The organism is Micromonospora sp. DT53, assembly GCF_049841535.1.
Taxonomy (GTDB): Bacteria; Actinomycetota; Actinomycetes; order Mycobacteriales; family Micromonosporaceae; genus Micromonospora.
This window is the reverse complement of the sequence record NZ_JBNCKM010000004.1, coordinates 1-17202: the sequence shown is the minus strand read 5'-3', so window position 1 is coordinate 17202 and position 17202 is coordinate 1. Positions and strand designations below refer to the sequence as shown.

Genomic DNA, 17202 nt, shown 5'->3' with positions numbered 1-17202 from the left:
GAGAAGGCAGCCCAGAGTGATGCTACATCGACTAATTACAATCGAGTAACAAATGTAAAGTGAGCCTCTCGCACGGGTGGCACATGGACGAGGGGTGGACCGAGTCACGGTCCACCCCTCGTCGTCCATCCGGTAGTACGCGCGTCAGCGCTGTTCCACCTCGCCCGGAGCCGGGCGCTGGGTCGGCACCGTCGGGTCCTCCGACTTCCAGTTCGTCGAAGCCGGCGGGATCTCGTCGGTCAGTAGCCCGCCGACCGGCTGCGGCCTGGGCTGCTCGACGGTCTCCACGTCACGTACCGGCTCCTGGTCCACCCGGGTCGGAGTCGGGTCGTCGACCGCGGGCTCGGCGCGGTGCCGGGCCGTCCCGCCCTCGGGGCGGGTCACCAACCACACACCGAAGACCACCGCGAGCAGGCCGAGGACACCAGCCACGATCGGGCCCCAGAAACTGATCAGGCCGATCTTGAAGCGGTTGTCCTTGACCGTCTCGACGCTGCGACTGACCGTGTCGTCGGTGTAGTTGAAGTCCGCGTCCAGCAGCACCGTCGGGGTGCCGGTGTTGGGGCGCAACTCCTTGTGCTGCTGCTCCCGCACGTTCACGTAGGAGCCGGTGACCGGGTCCACCCAGAGCGTACGGATGTTGCTGTAGACGATCTGGCCGCTGGTGGCGCCGGGGGCGAACTTGCCGACCAGGGTCTGGAGGCTGCTCTCCGGGGTGGCCAGCACCTCGTTCTCGATCCGCTGCTCGAAGCGGTACGCCTCGATGCCCTTGATCTTCTCGGTGCCGACGAACTTGGCCGGGACGGCCCGCTTCAGGTCACGGTCGAAGACCTGGTAGTCACGCTTGGCGGTGCCGAACGGAAACTTGTAGATCTGGCCGGAGTACTTCACGTTGCCGACCGGAGTCCCGTCCGCGCCGGTCTCGTTGAGCCACTGGTCCTTCCACGAGGCGGCCGCGCCGGAGATCCGATAGAGAGCGAGTTCGGTGCTGTACTGGCTGACCACCACCTCCGGGTTGTCGGCACGCGTGACCGTCTGGTAGACGTCCCAGATGACCGCGTCGCCCTTGAGATCCTTGGGCAGCCGGTCCTTCGTGTCGTCGGCCTGCGGAATGACCTCGACATTGGACCTCAGGTCGCCCTGGAGGACCTCGATGGTCGGCGAATCTCCGACACGGGTGATCTTCAGGAAACTGGCGTTCTTCGCCTCGGCGACGGACGTCGTCGGCTCAAGATCGTAGGGGAGCTTGGTCACGGCGGGGGCCACGTAAAACGGCAGCCCGGCCGCGAAGACCAGCAATAAGACGCCAAGCCCGAAGAGCGCGGCGCCCACGCGAAGCTTCACTCATCCTCCTGTAACCTGCCGCCCTACGACCTGTTGTCCGGGGCACCCGATCCTTAACATGGCGGGAGGTTACTCCCCGGTCACCTTCAAAGCGACCCCCTGGATGTCCAGATGTCCACAGCCGCCGCGCCAACAGTTTCGGAGCCTTCGCTAACCGGCCGACTCCCCGCCCTCGACGCGCTGCGAGCAATCGGCGCGGTGGCGGTCGTCGGTCACCACGTCGGGTTCCAGACCGCCGTCACCATGAACACCACCTGGGGCGGCTGGCTGGCGCGGCTGGATGTCGGCGTCGCCATCTTCTTCGTACTGTCCGGGTTTCTGCTGTTCCGGCCGTGGGCCCTCAACGCCGCGACCGGCCGGGCCCGGCCCCGCGCCAAGCGCTACCTGTGGCGGCGGGCCCTCCGCATCCTGCCCGCCTACTGGTTGGCGGTCGTGGTCTGCCTGATCGTCCTGCCGCAGAACGGGAAGGCGACCGCCGCCGACTGGATCCGCCACCTCACCTTCACCCAGATCTACCAGGCGGGGCAGTTGCGTGCCGGGCTCAGCCAGACCTGGAGTCTCGCCACCGAGGTCGTGTTCTACCTGATCCTGCCGCTGGTCGCGGTGCTCGCCGTCGGTCGGTCCTGGCGTCCTGTCCGGACCATCGTGATCGTCAGCGGGAGCGCGCTACTGACCGCGGCGTGGCTCACCATGATGGGGCTCGGCTGGCTCGACACCGCCCTGCACACCATGTGGTTCCCCTCGTACGCCACCTGGTTCGGCGCGGGCATGGCACTGGCGGCGGCGCACGTCGCCCTGCGCACCGGGACCGCGCCGGCGGTCTTCCGGGTCCTGGACGACCTCGCCTCGGCGCCTGTCACCTGCTGGGCCGCGGCCGTCGGCCTGATGGCGATCGCGACGACGCCCGTCGCCGGCCCCCGCGACCTCACCGAGCCGACGGCCGCCGAGTTCGGCGTCAAGCTGGCCCTGTACCTGGTGATCGCGGCCCTGATTCTGATCCCGGTGGCCTTCGGCGGGCCGAGCCGGGCCAAGGAGATCTTCGGCAGCTCGTCCGCTCGGTGGCTCGGCGCGGTCTCGTACGGACTGTTCCTGTGGCACCCCATGGTCATCGAACTCATCTACCTGGTCGACGACCGACCACTGTTCTCCGGCGGACTGCTCAACACCTTCGCCCTCACCATGGCCTTCGGTCTTGTGTACGCCTCGGTCAGTTACTACGGCGTCGAGCGGCCCCTGCAACTGCTCGGGTCGCAGCGCCGGCGCCGATCAACCGCGCGTGGGCAGGCATCCGGGGCCCCCGCCGCCGAGGTGGCCGCGCCGGCCACCACGCCGCCGACCGTCGCGGCCGGCACGCCGGTGCCCACGGTCGGCGGGTAGCGCCCAGCGCTGGCCCATCGGGGCATTGCCGGCCGGCACACCAGCCCCTAGTGTGACGCGGGTCGCTAAATTACTTGAGAGTAGGGTTCGCGTGGAGCGTCGCTTCGGCATGCCCGGACACGTGTTGTTCCTCAACTGGCGAGACACCCGCAACCCCGAGGGCGGCGGTTCCGAGGTGTACGTCGAGCGGATCGCCGCCGAGCTGGTGGCGCGCGGTTTCCGCGCCACCCTCTTCTGCGCCGCCCACAGCCAGGCTCCCGCCGACGAGGTCAACGAGGCGGGCGTACGGCTGGTCCGGCGCGGCGGTCGACACAGCGTCTACCTCTGGGCGGCCCTCTGTTACGTCGCGGGCGCGCTGGGCATCGGCCCGCTGGCGGCCCGTCGAGGCGGCCGGCCCGATGTCCTGGTCGACGTCTGCAACGGGTTGCCGTTCCTCGCCCCGCTGTGGGCCCGACGCCCGGTGGTCAAGCTGATCCACCACGTGCACCGCGAGCAGTGGCCGGTGGTGCTTCCACAGTGGGCGGCCCGGTTCGGATGGTGGATCGAGTCGTCGCTCGCCATACGCCTCTACCAGCGGTGCCGGTACGTCACCGTCTCCGAGGCGACCCGCCGAGAGTTGGCAGTGCTCGGCGTGCCGCCGGAGCAGGTCTCCGTGGTGCACAACGGCACCCCGGCGCTGCCCCCGACCGACGTCGAGCGGGCGACGTTCCCGCTGCTCGTGACCCTGAACCGGCTGGTGCCCCACAAGCGGGTCGAGGTGGCGCTGCGAGCCGTCGCGGCCCTCGCCGACGAGCTGCCCCAACTACGCCTGGTGGTCGCCGGCCAGGGCTGGTGGGAGTCACACCTGCGGGAACTCGCCGCGGAACTGGACATCACCGAGCGGGTGGACTTTCGAGGCTTCGTGACCGAGGAGGAGAAGGCCGCCCTGCTCGCCTCGGCCTGGGTGGCCCTGACCCCGTCGCTCAAGGAGGGCTGGGGGCTCACCATCGTGGAGGCCGGTTCGGCGGGCACCCCCACCGTCGCGTTCCGGGGAGCGGGCGGAGTCGCCGAAGCGGTCGTCGACGGGCGTACCGGCCTGCTGGCCGACGACATCGACGACTACCTGCTGAAGGTGCGCACGCTTCTGCACCGGGACGAGCTGCGGCGGGAAATGGGCGCACAGGCCCGGGAGCACGCGGCGAGCTTCACCTGGCAGGCTGCGGGTGGACGCTTCGAGGCGATCCTCAAGGGTGTGGAGTCGCCCCGCCCAGTGCAGCGGCGGGGCGAGCCGTCCTACCTGTCGCCGTAGACCGCGGGGGCGTACGGGTCCTTCTTTCCGGCCCGCTTGGCCGCATCCGAGGCGAGCTTGGCCTCGCTTGCGGCCTCCTCGTCGGTGGCGGTCGCGGCGGCCGAGATCCCGCCGAGAGCCAGGATCCCCAGCAACGCCGCCACCAGGCCAGACACGACCAGGGTCAGAGCTCTACGCATGCCAATCCTCCAATGGCGAGACGTGCGAGCGGACGTTACCACGCGGTAGCTCGCCGGTGTAGTGCCGAAACGGCGGCAGCGATGACCACCAGAAGGGCAGCTCCGAGCGCCGCGACGACCGCCAGTCGGGCCGGCCCGGACCCGCCCGGTTCCCGCACGGTCGCCGGGTTGCGGTACAGCGTCAGGGACGGTCCGTCGTGGACCGTCACCAGGCCGCCGAGCACCTGAGGGTCCACCTCGCCGGAGATCTCGTGCTGCACCAGGACCCAGCGCACCCCGGTGGTCCAGACGGGCCGCCCGTCGGCCAGCGCCCGGCGCATCTCGCGCACGCGCGGGTTCTCGCCAGCCACGACGACGTCGCCGACCCGGAGCGTGTCGTCGGTCAGGACCGTCCCCGGCAGGTAGCGGGGCGCCGGGTCCAGGACGACCCGACCGGGATTCCACGGGTACGCACGGTAGGCGCTCAACGGCAGGGCGAGGATCTCCCCCGGCTCCTCGTCGATGTGCTCGGCCACCCGCTGCCACTCCACCGGGTAGCTCACCGGACGAAGCCGACCGGCACCGCCGAACGCGAGGTCGGGCAGGACGGCCACCGGCAGGAACAGCAGCCCGACCAGGACCACCCCGGCCACCTCCCGGTCGACCCGGGCCACCAGCCGCTCGGCCCCCAACGCTGCGCACACCACAAGCAGCAGCGCGTACGGAGCCAGGAACTTCTGACCATCGCGCAGCAGCCCCGCGCCCGGCAGGTGCACCACCGCCCAGCGCAGCGCGGCGTCCCCGCCGGGAAGCACCCCGAAGGCGGCGAGCAGACAACCGATCCCGACGAGCACCACCAGCCGTGCCGCCCCGCCCGGTGGCAGCCGCCGCCGCAGCAGACCCGCACCGACACCGGCCAGGACCAGCAGCACCACTGTCGCCACCGGCACCAGCGGCGCGGCGCGACTGGCCGGGGTGGCCTGTGCGCTCCAGATGCCGCCGGTGCCGGCCAGCGCCACCAGCGGGCCGGCCCAGTTCTCCGAACGCGCCGCGAACGCCGCCACCCCCGCCGGGTCCGAGGCACCCCCGGCACCGGTGACCAGGGCGGCGACCACCCAGGGGGCGTTGAGCACCCCGACAGCTGCCAACGCCTGCCGAGGCCGGTGCGGATGCATCCGCTGCGACACCAACAGTGATCGGGGCGCGCGCATCCGGCCCGACGTCAGCACCAGCACCGTGCCCAGCGCGATCAACCCGCCGGTCGGCGTGATCGCGGCGGGAGCGGCGGCGAGCACCACCCGGGCCAACGCGCCGGCCCGCCCCGCCCGCAGGTCCAGCGCCGCCCGCACCAGCCAGGGCAGCGCGGCGTACGCGAGGAGCAGACCCCACTGCCCGATCAGCAGCCGCTCGGCGAGGTACGGCGTCCACGCGTACGCCACCGCGGCGAACAGTCGGACCGCCCGTCGGTCGGTCGGCACCAACCGGCCGGCGCCGACCGCGGCGAGGAAGACCGCCCCGACCAGCGCCAGTCGCTGCACCAACCAGCCCGGCACGACCTGGGTGACCAGCGAGACCACCGCGTCCATCGGCACCGCCCGGGGCAGGCTCTGCGCCGGGGCGACGAGATCCCAGGTCAACGGCTGCCGGGGTACGAACACCATGTCGTACAGCAACGCGTAGCCGGGTGCCGCCAACGGGGCCAGCACCAGCACCGTGACCGCCGCGGCAACGGCGTACAGCGGGAGCGTGTCCCGCGCCCGCCGAACCGGCGCCGCCTCGACGCCGTCGGCCGGCTCAGCCATTCACGACGCCGGCACCGCCCGGCCGACGGTGATCAGTTCGGTGCACACCCCGACCCCTGGCGTCCGTACGGTGACCTCGACGGCGTCCCCCGCGCCCTCCAGCAGGAAGAACAGGTCGTTCAGCCCGCGTCGCAGGGTGATCTCGCGCGTGGCGTCCCCGAGCCGGAACAGGGCTGTCGAGTCACCCGAGCTGAGGTACCCGAAGTGCACGACGTACGGCCACTCCACCAGGTACCCGTCCAACGGGATCCGGGTGGGGCGACCCCCCTCGGCCAGGTGCCCGCAGCCGTTCACCGGGCCGGGCACGATCTTCCGGCCCTGGACCACGACCGGGCGGATCCGGCCGAGCTCGTCGAACGTCGACGGCCGCGCGGCCTCCGTCACGAAGGTGGGCCGGCGCTCGGCCGGGCGGAAGAAGTGCGACTGGAGATTGTCCGGCCAGAAGTAACCGGCGACGACCCGGTCCGGGACTGCGGTGTCGAAGAAGACGGTGCCCGGCGGCGCGGCGGCCAGCTCGGCCTGCGTCGTCGCGAGATAGTCCCGCCCGTACTTCGTACTCCAGTTGTCCCCGAAACGGGCCGTGCTCCACAGGGTGCCCACGCCGATGGTCGCCAGGACGACGATCATCGAGACCAGGCCGACCGCGAAGGCGCCCGGCTCCCGCAGGACCGTCGGCACCGGCCACGTCGACACCTCGTCCTCGTCGGTGTCCTTGATCCCCAGCAGGGCCGCACCGACACAGATCGCGGCGACCAGCACCACGTCGGCGACGTACCGGGGGACGATGCCGATCAGTGAGCCGAGCGGGCCGCCGAGTCGGGTGACCGCGAAGAGCGTGGCGACCAGCCCGAGGTAGGAGGTGAGCAGCAGCCAGGCCCGTCCGGCCGATGGCCGCCGTCGAACGGTGACCACGACCAGCGTCGCCAGCACCGCCCAGGACAACCACTTGGCGATGTCGTACGGGTCGACGAGCGGGGGACCGTCACCGGCGTAACTCCAGCGCCAGGGGCCTCCGAGCAGACCCGGCACCATGGTCTTGCCGATCAGGTCACTGAGGAAGTTGAGGACCGGACCGACCGAGGTCGGGTCCCGCAGTTCACCCGAGGGCCGGGTCAGGTAGAGCGCCAGGTACGCCCCCGACAGCGCACTGAGCATCAGCCAGGCCGGCCAGTGCCGGCGGAGCGCCGTCCCGAGGCTGCGCCACACGCCACCTGACGTGAAGAGGAAGACGGTCAGCAGGAACAGCAGCGGCACGATCAGCAGGGACTTGGTGTCGAAGAACAGGCCGAACACCAGCCAGAGCGCGACCGCCACGAGGTGCCGCAGACGGCCGGTCCGCACGTACCGGACCTGGGCTGTCACCGCCATGACCAGGGCCAACTGCATCGGCAGCACGAGCAACCCGACCAGCCACAGCGAGGAGACCTCGAGCGTCAGCGGGCTGAACACGAACAGGCACAGCGGGATGAGCAGGCCCCAGCCGGGCCGGAGCAGATCGCGCAGCAGCCGGTAGACGGCGATCCCGGTCACCGCCTGGCCCACAGCCAGCAGCAACACCCACGGCCAGGTGGCGAAGCCCGCCGCCCGCACCATCGCCCACGCCACCAGCAGGCCGCCGGGCATGAGGTGGTTGTTGAACGTACGCAGCAGATAGTCCGCGTCAAGCCCGGTGTCGAGAACCTGGGCGGCGATGACGAACTCGTCCTGCGAGAACCAGCCACGGGCAGCGAGGCCGGCGCGCCACGCGACGGACACGGCGATGAGGGCGATCGCCACGGCGCGAACCGGGTCGGCGCGCAGCCATCGGCCGATCGGACCCGGCCCGTCGCCATCGGACGCGACGCGTTCCGGATGCGTCTCGGCCTCAGCTTCTGGCATTGACATGGTCGGCAGCCTGCCACACGCTTACACGCCGTGGGGACGGCCGTTCTCCCGATAACGCCACCGCAGCGCCCCTGGTCGCCCGTCCGTGCCCGGTCCGGATAACGTCGCGCGACAGTCGTCGGCTGAAGGTGCGCGTCCGGCCGGTGCAGACAGGAGCCGAAATGCGTGCAGAGGTGGCCAGTGGCGCCGCTCCGGGGTCCAGCCGGAGCCGGCACACCGCCCGACGGTTTCGGCACCTGGTCATCTGCATCGCTCTCACCGCCCTCGCGTTCCAGCAGGCCCCCGGCCAGGTCGTGCCGGACACCAAGGTCGACCTGAACGTCAACCCGGCCGGGTGGCTGCTCCGCTCGCTGCACCTGTGGGACCCCACCGGCACGTTCGGCCAACTACAGAACCAGGCGTACGGCTACCTCTGGCCGATGGGCCCGTTCTTCCTGCTCGGATCGGAGGCCGGCCTCGCGCCGTGGGTGGTGCAGCGGCTGTGGTGGGCACTGCTCTTCTGCGTCGCCTACCTGGGCGCCGTACGCCTGGCGGGCCGGCTCGGCATCGGGACGCCCGCCGGGCGCATGATCGCCGGCGTCGCCTTCGCGCTGTCGCCACGCATCCTCACCCAGCTCGGCTGGTCCTCGGTGGAGGCCTGGCCCAGCGCCGTAGCCCCCTGGGTGCTCATTCCGCTTGTCGGGCTCGCCGCCGGCACGCGACTGCGGCGTGCCGTCGCCGCGTCGGCCCTCGCCGTCGCCTGCGCCGGTGGGGTCAACGCCACAGCCGTCTTCGCGGTGGTGCCACTCGCCCTGCTCTGGCTCGCCACCCTCCAGCCGGTACGCCGCCGGGTCACCGCCATCGCCGCCTGGTGTGGCGCGGTGGCCCTGGCCACCGCTTGGTGGTTGGTTCCGCTGCTGGTCCTCGGCCGGTACAGCCCGCCCTTCCTGGACTACATCGAGACCGCCCGAAACACCACGAGCGTCACCGACGCGGTGACCACGCTCCGCGGCGCCTCCTACTGGGTCGCCTACCTTGCCTCCCCGTTCGGGCCGACCATCCCGTCCGGGGCGCGACTCGCCAACGACGCGGTTCTGGTCGCCGCCACCCTGGCGGTCGCCGCCCTCGGTGTCCTCGGGCTGTCCCGACGCGGGATGCCGCACCGCCGGTTCCTCATCACCGGTCTGGTGCTCGGCGTCGCGCTCGTCGGCCTCGGGCACGTCGGCGACCTGCCGAACATCCTCGCCGGGCCACAGCGGGAGTTCCTCGACGGCGTCGGCGCACCCCTGCGCAACGTGCACAAGTTCGACGTCCTGCTCCGCCTACCCCTGTGCCTGGGCATGGCGCACCTGATCGGTCTGGCGGTCCGCGCGGCGCGCACCGCGCCCGCGCGGCACCGTCCCCGAACCGTCGCACGCGCCTGGCTGACCGCTGGCGCCGCCATCGTCGCCGTCACGGCGGTCGCCTCGCCCGCGCTCGCGGGCGGCCTCGCCACACCGGGCAGCGTGAAGGAGGTACCCGGCTACTGGCACGAGGCCGCCGACTGGCTCGATGCGAACACGGGGCGTGGGCGGGTGCTCGTCGTACCCGGGGCCCGCTTTCCGTCGTACGACTGGGGCAGCACCACCGACGAGATCACCCAGCCGTTGCTGAACAGCCGGTGGGCGGTGCGCAACGCCATCCCCTTCACCCCACCGACCACGATCCGACTGCTGGACGTGATCGAGTCGGCGCTCGCCACCGGCGCCGGGTCGACCGGCCTGGCGGACCTGCTGGCCCGATCCGGGATCAGCCACGTCCTGTTCCGCGCCGACCTCGACCACGGCCGCTCCGACACGGCCCGCCCAGCGGTGGTCCGCCAGGCGCTGGAGCGCTCACCCGGACTGACCCGCGTCACGTCCTTCGGCCCCCTGCGCGGCGGGCCGTCGTCCCCCGACGAGTTCCGCGACCATGGGCTCGACGTGCCCGTCCGGGCGCTGGAGGTCTACCGGGTCGACCGGCCCGTCGAGCCGGTGGTCGCCTACGACCGGGCCGACGTGACCACAGTGGTGGGCGGCCCCGAATCCCTCCTCGACCTCGCCGCGGCAGGGCAACTCGGCTCGGCGCCCACCATCCTGGCCGGCGACGCACCGACCGCCGACGTCGCCGGGCCGGTGGCGATGACCGATGGGCTCCGCAGGCGCGACGTGTCGTTCGGCGGGCTGCGCGACAACACTTCCCAGACGCTGACCGCCGACGACACCTTCGAGGTCACGGCACCCGCACACGACTACCTGCCGGAGTGGGCCGCACAGCATTCCACTGTCGCTCGTTTCGAGGGCATCGACTCGATCCGCACCTCCACCGCCCGCTCGCAGGTGGACTCCCCTGGCGGTGCCCGCCCCGAGCACCAGCCGTACGCGGCGATGGACGGCAACCCGGCAACCTCCTGGCAGTCCGCGCCGTACTCGCCCAGCGACAGGCAATGGGTCGAGGTGGGCCTCGCCACCCCGACGACTGTCACACGCGTCGAGGTGTGGTTCGACCTGAAGGCCGACGCCCTGCCCACGACGGTGACCGTCAGCGCCGGTTACGAGAGCAGCACCATCGAACAGTTCGCCGACCACATGGTGTTCGAGTTGCCCGGCGTGCACGCCACCCGCGAGGTCCGGGTCTCGGTCGACGGCGCGTACGACCTCCGCCCGTTCGGGAACGGCTCGGTCGGCATCGCCGAGATCAAGATTCCGGGCATCCAGACCAGCCGCACGCTGGTCCTTCCCGCCGCACCGGTCACCGACCGGCCGGCGACCGTCGTCGTGTCGGCGGCACCCACCACGCCTGCCTGCTTCTCCGTCGACGGGAAGCCCCGCTGCTCCACCGACGCCATCCGTGGCTCCGAGGACGCGTCCACCATCGACCGGACCCTGACCCTGCCGGCATCCGGCGCGTACGACGCGAAGCTGTGGGCGCGGCCGACGGCCGGCCCCGACCTGGACAACGCCCTCGACAAGCTGGTGACCGACGCGCAGCCGCTGCGCCTCGCGGCGCAGATCAGCGCCTCCTCGACGGCCGTGCCCGACCCGACCGGCCGGGCCGGCGCGGCGCTCGACGGGAACCCGGCCACCGGTTGGTCACCGGCGATCGACGACGAGGCGCCGATCCTGCGACTCAAGTGGCTCGAGCCGCAGACCATCACCGGGCTCCGCTTCTCGGTCGACGAAAAGATCGCCGCGACCCGCCTTGGCAGTGTGCGGGTGGTCGGCGACGACGGCTTCCGCAGCAGCCTGCTCGGCGACGACGGGCTGCTCCGCCTGGACCCGCCGATGCGCACCGACGAGATCACCATCCAGTTCCTCGACAAGCCGTCCGCCACCAGCACCGATCCCTACAAGCTGCGGTTGCCGGAGAAGCTGCCCATCGCGGTCGGTGAGGTGACAGTGCTACCCGGAGCGCCCACCGTCGGGCCGAGCCTCGACACACCCGTGTCGCTGGCCTGCGGATCGGGTCCCACGCTGCAGGTCGGCGCGGCCCGGGTGACCACCTCGCTGCGTGGCACGCTCCGCGACCTGCTGGAATTGCGCGAGATGCCGGTGACGCCGTGCGGCCGGGACACGCCCCGGCAGCTTGACCTGGGCCGCGGGGAGCACCGCATCGTCGCCACAGCGAGCCAGTTGGCCTCGCCCACCAGGGTCGCCCTGGTGCCACGGACGCCCACGCCGACCTCGGCGGCCGCCAGCGCCACCGAGGTCGAATCCTGGGCGGCCACCGAACGACGGGTACGGGTGGCCAGTCACCCCGTCGACCGGGTGCTCGCCGTGCGGGAGAACACCAACACCGGCTGGCAGGCGACCCTCGGCGGGCGAACGCTGAAGCCGCTTGTGGTGGACGGGTGGCAGCAGGGCTGGATCCTTCCCGCCGGCGCCTCCGGAGAGGTCCTGTTGCGTTTCGCCCCGGACACCCCGTACCGGGCGGGGCTCCTCCTCGGCGGCATCCTGCTCGCGGTGGTGGTCCTGCTCGCGGTGGTGCCGGCCCGACAGCCCACCGGGCGAACCTCGGCGACCGCCGTACCGGGCGGCCGACGCCGGGTCACCCGCTCGCTGCCGCTGCTCGCCGTCGGGGCCGCCGCGCTCGTGTTGTCGAGCGGCCTCATCGGTGGGCTGCTGGTCGCGGCGGGGTTCATGCTGGCGGTGCCCGGCCCCCGCCGCCTGCCCTGGCCGGCGGACCCGCGTCGGGCCAGGACGATCAGCCGGGCCGTCGAGACGTGGCTCCCGGGCGCGCTCGTCCTGCTCGCCGGGTGGCTCTACCTCGACTCGACGCGACGGAACACCGACGTGCTCGTGCAACTCACGATCGTCGTCGCCCTGGGTGCCCTCTGGCTCTCCACCGCCGCCCGACGACGGCCGGTACGCCGGCCCACGCCAACCGCCGGGACCCCAGCCGTCGCGACGGCCGCGCCGGTCGCGGAGGGACCGAAGCCGGACCCGGCCGAGCACGACCCGGCCGAGCACGACGCGCCCGAGCCCGACGCGGCCGAGCCCGACGCGGCCGAGCACAACGCGGCCGAGCCGGCGAGGCCCGGCCAGTCGGCCGGGCCAGCCGACGGGCAGCTTCCGACCTTCTCCGAGATCACGTGAGCCGCCGACGAACCGTCCGTCGGGAGGGGACGGCCCAGACCGAGCTGACACGCGGATGGAGTACGGGCCTCGGTGCCGCCGGGGTCAGCGTCACGCTGGCCGGGGTTCTCGTCAACGGCCTGGCCTACCTGGTGCCGGTGCTGGCCGCCAGGCGGCTCGATCCGGCCGACCTCAGCGCGCTCGCCGCGGCCCTCGGTCTGGTGGCCATCGTCGGTGTGCCCGGCCTCGGCCTGCAACTGGCAGTCGCCGTGCACAGTGCCCGGCACGGACCCTCCGACACGCGGCGGCTCACCGCTGTCACCGCCGCCGTGTGCGCCGGAACCCTCGTCGCGGCGACACCGCTGCTGGTGGCCGCCCTGGATCTGCCGGTGGAGATGCCCGCGCTGCTGGCGGTCACCACCGCGGCGGTCGTGCTCTCCTCCCGTTCCCTCGGGGAGTTGCAGGGTGGCCAACGTTTCGTACGACTGGCCATCGGGATGGCCCTGCTCGCCGCCGGCCGCTACGGAGGAGTGATCGTCGGGCTGTTGCTCGGCGCGGGACCCACCGGCGCGCTGGCGGTCGGCGCGTTGACCGCCGCCCTCGCCCCGGCGGTGCTGGCCCGACTCGCCCGCGAGCCCGGACGACCGTCCACCGCACCACGGCTCAGCGTCGCTCAGGTCGTTGCCGGCTGCGGTGCGACAGTGGCGATGCTCGTCGTCTCCTACGCCGATCTGCTGCTGGCACGGCAACTGTTGTCCCCGTCGGATTCCGGGGCGTACTCGGTCGGCACGGTCCTGAGCAAGGGCGCGCTCTGGGCGCCGCAGGTCGCCGCCGTCCTCGCTCTGCCGCGTCTCGCCCGCGGCGACCGGCGCAGCCGAACTGTTGCGCTCGCGGTGACGGGCGGGTGTGGCGTGGTGCTGGTCCTCGCCTCGACGCTCGCCGGAGGGCTCGCCTTCCGCCTCGCCGGCGGGCCCGACTACGACCACCTCGGCCGGTACGCGCCCCTCTTCGCGGCGGTCGGTGCGCTCTACGCGGTGACGTTCGTGCTGCTCAACGACCGCCTCGCGGCCGGTGCACGCTGGGCGGCGGCACCGCTGTGGGTGGGCGTGGCCGGCCTGGTCACCGTCACCGCGACCCTACGGCCCCGCACCGTGCCCGGTCTTCTGGTCGCGGCCCTGGGCACGGCCATCGTCACCACCGCGATGCTGGCCGTGGCGGCCGGTCGACCCCCTCGGGCCCGGCGGTCGAGCCCAGCTAGCCCTCGGCGAGCCAGTCCGCCAGGAGCCGATGGTCGATTGCGTCCACCCGCCCGAGCGGACGACCCGAGGCCGCCCGGTCCCGCAGCTCCGCCCGGGTGAACCAGCGCGCCTCCAGCAACTCCTCGCCGTCGACGCGTACCTCGTCGGACGTGGCGGTGGCCCGGTAGCCCACCATCAGGCCGGCGGGGAACGGCCACGCCTGCGACCCCTGGTAGGTCACGTCGGTGACGGTCACGCCGGCCTCCTCGGCCATCTCCCGACGGACCGCGTCCTCCAGGCTCTCGCCGACCTCGACGAAGCCGGCCAGCGTCGAGTACGCGTCCTCGGCCGCGCCCGCGTGCCGGGCCAGCAGACAGCGCCCCGACCGGCCGGGTGCCTCGACCAACACGATGATCGCCGGCTCGATCCGGGGGAACAGCAGGCGCCCGCACTCCGCGCCGGTGCAGGTCCGCAGGTGCCCGCCGCCGCCGGCGGTGGCCGGCGCGCCGCACGTCCCGCAGAATCGCTGCTGCCGGTGCCAGTGCAGCAAACCCCTGGCGTACGCCTGGACGGCCGCGTCGCCGGGTTCGAGCCGCCCGACCAGTGCCCGCACGTCGACGGACCGCACCGCGCCGGCCATCTCGACGGCGGCCCGCTCGGGGAGTGCGGAGAGGTCCGCCGCGAACACGGCGATCTGGGCATCGAGCCCCAGGAAGACTGTCTCGCCGGCGGCGGATCGGACCAGCGCCGCGCGCTCGGCGCTGAGCCGTACCGGTCCGTGGCCGTCGACGAGACAGCGGTCCCGCCACATCGGCAGCAGGACGGTGGTCGAGTCGGTGAGCAGCGCGCTCAACCGCGCCGGATCGGTGCGCAACGGACCTGCCCGGTCCAGCCAACCGCCCCCGTACGCCAACACTCGCTCCGCAGTGCCCACCGGGCCACCGTGCCACGTCGGTGGTCCGCCGTCGGCACCGCCCCCGGGACCGGCGCGACACGCCGAACGACACGCGGTAGCAGCGCCTGGTGGGCGCAGCCACGACGACGGCCGGGCATTGGTTACCGTAGGTGCCTCCGGGAGGGAGGACCTCCCGCGGCACCCTGGCGATCGAGGTTGCAGTGACGCTGTACGGCGAAAACAGTCCACCCGCCGACGACCGGCCCACCGTGCAGGTCACCGCGGTCACCTGGCCGGACGATGGACCTGCGCCGGTCACGACGGTCGCCCCTGGCGAGCCGGACGGCGGCCCGCGCCGCTCGCGTCGGGTGCGGGTGCTGCTCGCCGCAGGCATCACCGGTGGCGTCCTGGCCGCTGTGGCGGGCGCCGGCGCCTGGGCGTACGCCGGTGACGTTCCCCGTGGCACAAGCGTGCTCGGCACCGAGCTGGGCGGCCGGAGCCGTGCGGACGCCGACCGGGAGTTGCGGGCGGAGCTGGACCGGCGGGCGGCGACACTCGCGACACCGCTGAAGGTCACCGTCGACGGGCGTACCGCCGAGATCAACCCGGCCGATGTGGGGCTGTCCGTCGACGTGCCGGCGACCGTCGCGGCAGCCGCTGAGGCCGAGGCGCACCCGGTCAGCCGGTTGGTCGGCTCCCGCACTGTCCAGCCCGTGGTGACGGTCGACGTGGGCCGGTTGGACGACACGCTCCGTAAGGTGCTCGGCGACCAGGCCCAGGGCATGACGATGCCGGCGATCACCTATCAGGGCACCACGCCGAAGGTCGTCCAGCCCAGGCCCGGGCTGGCTCTGCACCCGGAGCGCTCCGCCGAGGTGGTCCGCGCCGGCTGGTTGGCCGGCGCCCCGGTCACCGTGCCCCTGGTGGAGAGCCACCCGGCGACCACCCCGGAGGAGTTGGACCGGCTGGTCAGCGAGCTGGCGAAGCCGGCGGTCGCCGCACCTGTCACCCTGCGGACCAGCAAGGGCCAGGTGACGATCCCGCCCGCCGCCATCGCGAAGAGTCTCCGGTTCGGCGCCGACAAGACCGGCAAGCTCACCCCGTCGGTGGACGTCAAGCGGCTGCGGGCTGCGCTCGGCGACAAGCTGGCCGCCATCGAGGTGCCGCCGAAGGACGCCACGATGACAATTACCGGTGGCCGGCCCACAGCCAAGGAGGGGCGATCCGGGCAGCAGTTGGACACGGCAGCCCTCGGACGGGACCTGCTGGCCGTCCTACCGAAGGCGGACGGCCGCGAGGTGACCGGCGAGTTGAAGCCGACGCCGCCACAGCTGACCGGGGAGAAGCTCGCCGGCCTGGGCATCAAGGAACGGGTGTCCACCTTCACCACCCGGTTCACCGGCGGCATGGCCTCGTCGCGCAGCCAGAACATCGCGACCATCGCGAGGAAGGTCGACGGCACGGTCGTGCTGCCCGGCAAGACGTTCTCGCTGAACGGTCACACCGGCGAACGTGGCTACGCCCAGGGCTACCGGGACGCGCCGGTGATCCTCGACGGCAAGCTGGTGCCGGGCGTCGGCGGCGGCACTTCGCAGTTCACCACCACGCTGTTCAACGCGACCTACTACGCCGGCTTGGAGGACGTCGAGCACAAGCCGCACTCGTACTGGTTCAACAGGTACCCGGCGGTCATCGAGTCGACCATCTTCTGGCCGAGTCTGGACTTCAAGTTCCGCAACAACACCGAGTACGGCGTGCTCATCGACACGTCGTACACGTCCAGCTCGATCACCGTGTCGATCTGGAGCACGAAAATCTACGACAGCGTGAAGACGGAGTACGGGCCACGCCGCAACATCACGACGCCGAAGCAGATCCACCTGGCGCCCGGCCCCTCGTGCATCGAGACCAACGGCATCAACGGCTTCACCCAGGACGCCTTCCGGGTCATGAAGAAGGGCGGCGTGGTGGTCAAGCGGGAGAAGTTCACCTGGCGCTACGACGCGGAGCCCCGCTACGTCTGCGGTCCGTAGCGTTCCTGAGCCTGCTCCGAGGTCAACTCATCGGCGTTGCGGCCGTGTTCGTTGCGCTTGCCGCCCTGCGGTGGCATCGGGACCGTACGAGTCTCCTGCACCCGGATCTCGGCGCGGAACCGGTGCGCCGCGGGGTGCCACATCTCCTCGAACGGGCCCATGACCTCGCCACCGATACCACGACGACGGACCCGGGACGCGAGCCACCAGAGGATGCCCAGGACCGCCGCCACGCAGCCCGCGAACACCACAAATATCAGGACCTCATCCACAGGCGGAGCCTAGTCCTGGGCGCCAGACCCGGTCCTGAACCGCCGCGATCTTGCACTTTCGGTCGTTGCAACGCGAACTCTGAGCTGGTTTGTCGCCGCAGAAAGTGCAAAATCGCGGAGTGAGAGGGGTGCGGGTGCGGGGCCTGGACCGCTGACCTGCTGCCCGACGCGTGACCTTGCTGCTTCGGCGCGGCGAATCCCCGTGCACGGCCTCACCGGTCATCGGGTGACCCCGAGGCATCAGGAACCCGAGCCGATCGACAATCCGGTAAACGCAGAATAGGCCACCCCCGAAGGGGTGGCCTATTCTGAAAGATTGTCCGGCGGCGTCCTACTCTCC

Annotated in this window: 11 protein-coding genes; 5 read left to right on the top strand and 6 right to left on the bottom strand. The window is 72.0% G+C overall.

The genetic code is table 11. The features are described from left to right. Window positions 1–144: 144 nt before the first annotated feature. Window positions 145–1344: a DUF3068 domain-containing protein gene (locus ACLQ3B_RS14245; RefSeq protein ID WP_425780931.1), complete on the bottom strand. Its 1200-nt coding sequence runs from the start codon at window positions 1342–1344 to the stop codon at window positions 145–147. A 111-nt stretch (window positions 1345–1455) separates the two neighbouring features. Here ACLQ3B_RS14245 and ACLQ3B_RS14240 point away from each other — a divergent pair, with 111 nt between their 5' ends. Both ACLQ3B_RS14240 and ACLQ3B_RS14235 read left to right on the top strand, forming a co-directional pair. Continuing rightward, window positions 1456–2721, top strand: coding sequence for an acyltransferase family protein (locus tag ACLQ3B_RS14240; RefSeq protein ID WP_425780929.1), 1266 nt, complete (start codon window positions 1456–1458; stop codon window positions 2719–2721). A 109-nt stretch (window positions 2722–2830) separates the two neighbouring features. Continuing rightward, window positions 2831–4009 (top strand): glycosyltransferase family 4 protein, encoded by a 1179-nt coding sequence (locus ACLQ3B_RS14235; protein WP_425781666.1) that lies wholly within the window; start codon window positions 2831–2833, stop codon window positions 4007–4009. Here ACLQ3B_RS14235 and ACLQ3B_RS14230 read toward each other — a convergent pair. From ACLQ3B_RS14230 to ACLQ3B_RS14220, 3 genes are read right to left on the bottom strand one after another with little or no spacing between them, the layout of a single operon-like run. Further along, window positions 3994–4188 (bottom strand): hypothetical protein, encoded by a 195-nt coding sequence (locus ACLQ3B_RS14230; RefSeq protein WP_425780927.1) that lies wholly within the window; start codon window positions 4186–4188, stop codon window positions 3994–3996. The two genes, ACLQ3B_RS14235 and ACLQ3B_RS14230, sit on opposite strands and share 16 nt — an antisense overlap. Window positions 4189–4223: 35 nt before the next feature. Then, a complete protein-coding gene (locus tag ACLQ3B_RS14225; protein ID WP_425780926.1) occupies window positions 4224–5969 on the bottom strand; it encodes a hypothetical protein in 1746 nt (581 codons plus the stop codon). Further along, entirely contained in the window at window positions 5970–7847 is a 1878-nt protein-coding gene (locus tag ACLQ3B_RS14220) for a hypothetical protein (RefSeq protein ID WP_425781664.1), read from the bottom strand. Window positions 7848–8014: 167 nt separating this feature from the next. On the opposite strand from ACLQ3B_RS14220, the gene ACLQ3B_RS14215 reads away from it, so the two are divergent. Together ACLQ3B_RS14215 and ACLQ3B_RS14210 are read left to right on the top strand one after the other, a co-directional pair. Then, entirely contained in the window at window positions 8015–12445 is a 4431-nt protein-coding gene (locus ACLQ3B_RS14215) for an alpha-(1->3)-arabinofuranosyltransferase (RefSeq protein ID WP_425780924.1), read from the top strand. Then, a complete protein-coding gene (locus tag ACLQ3B_RS14210) occupies window positions 12442–13782 on the top strand; it encodes a lipopolysaccharide biosynthesis protein (RefSeq protein ID WP_425780922.1) in 1341 nt (446 codons plus the stop codon). The genes ACLQ3B_RS14215 and ACLQ3B_RS14210 overlap by 4 nt, the downstream gene beginning before the upstream one ends. Here the strand turns inward: ACLQ3B_RS14210 and nudC are convergent. Beyond that, complete coding sequence (nudC, locus tag ACLQ3B_RS14205) at window positions 13679–14596, bottom strand: NAD(+) diphosphatase (protein WP_425780920.1); 918 nt, start codon at window positions 14594–14596, stop codon at window positions 13679–13681. The genes ACLQ3B_RS14210 and nudC overlap by 104 nt on opposite strands. A gap of 182 nt (window positions 14597–14778) precedes the next feature. Here nudC and ACLQ3B_RS14200 point away from each other — a divergent pair, with 182 nt between their 5' ends. After that, on the top strand, window positions 14779–16590 hold the full coding sequence (locus ACLQ3B_RS14200) for a VanW family protein (protein WP_425780918.1): 1812 nt from the start codon (window positions 14779–14781) through the stop codon (window positions 16588–16590). Here ACLQ3B_RS14200 and ACLQ3B_RS14195 read toward each other — a convergent pair. Then, a complete protein-coding gene (locus tag ACLQ3B_RS14195; RefSeq protein ID WP_425780916.1) occupies window positions 16572–16862 on the bottom strand; it encodes a hypothetical protein in 291 nt (96 codons plus the stop codon). The two genes, ACLQ3B_RS14200 and ACLQ3B_RS14195, sit on opposite strands and share 19 nt — an antisense overlap. Window positions 16863–17202: the final 340 nt, after the last annotated feature.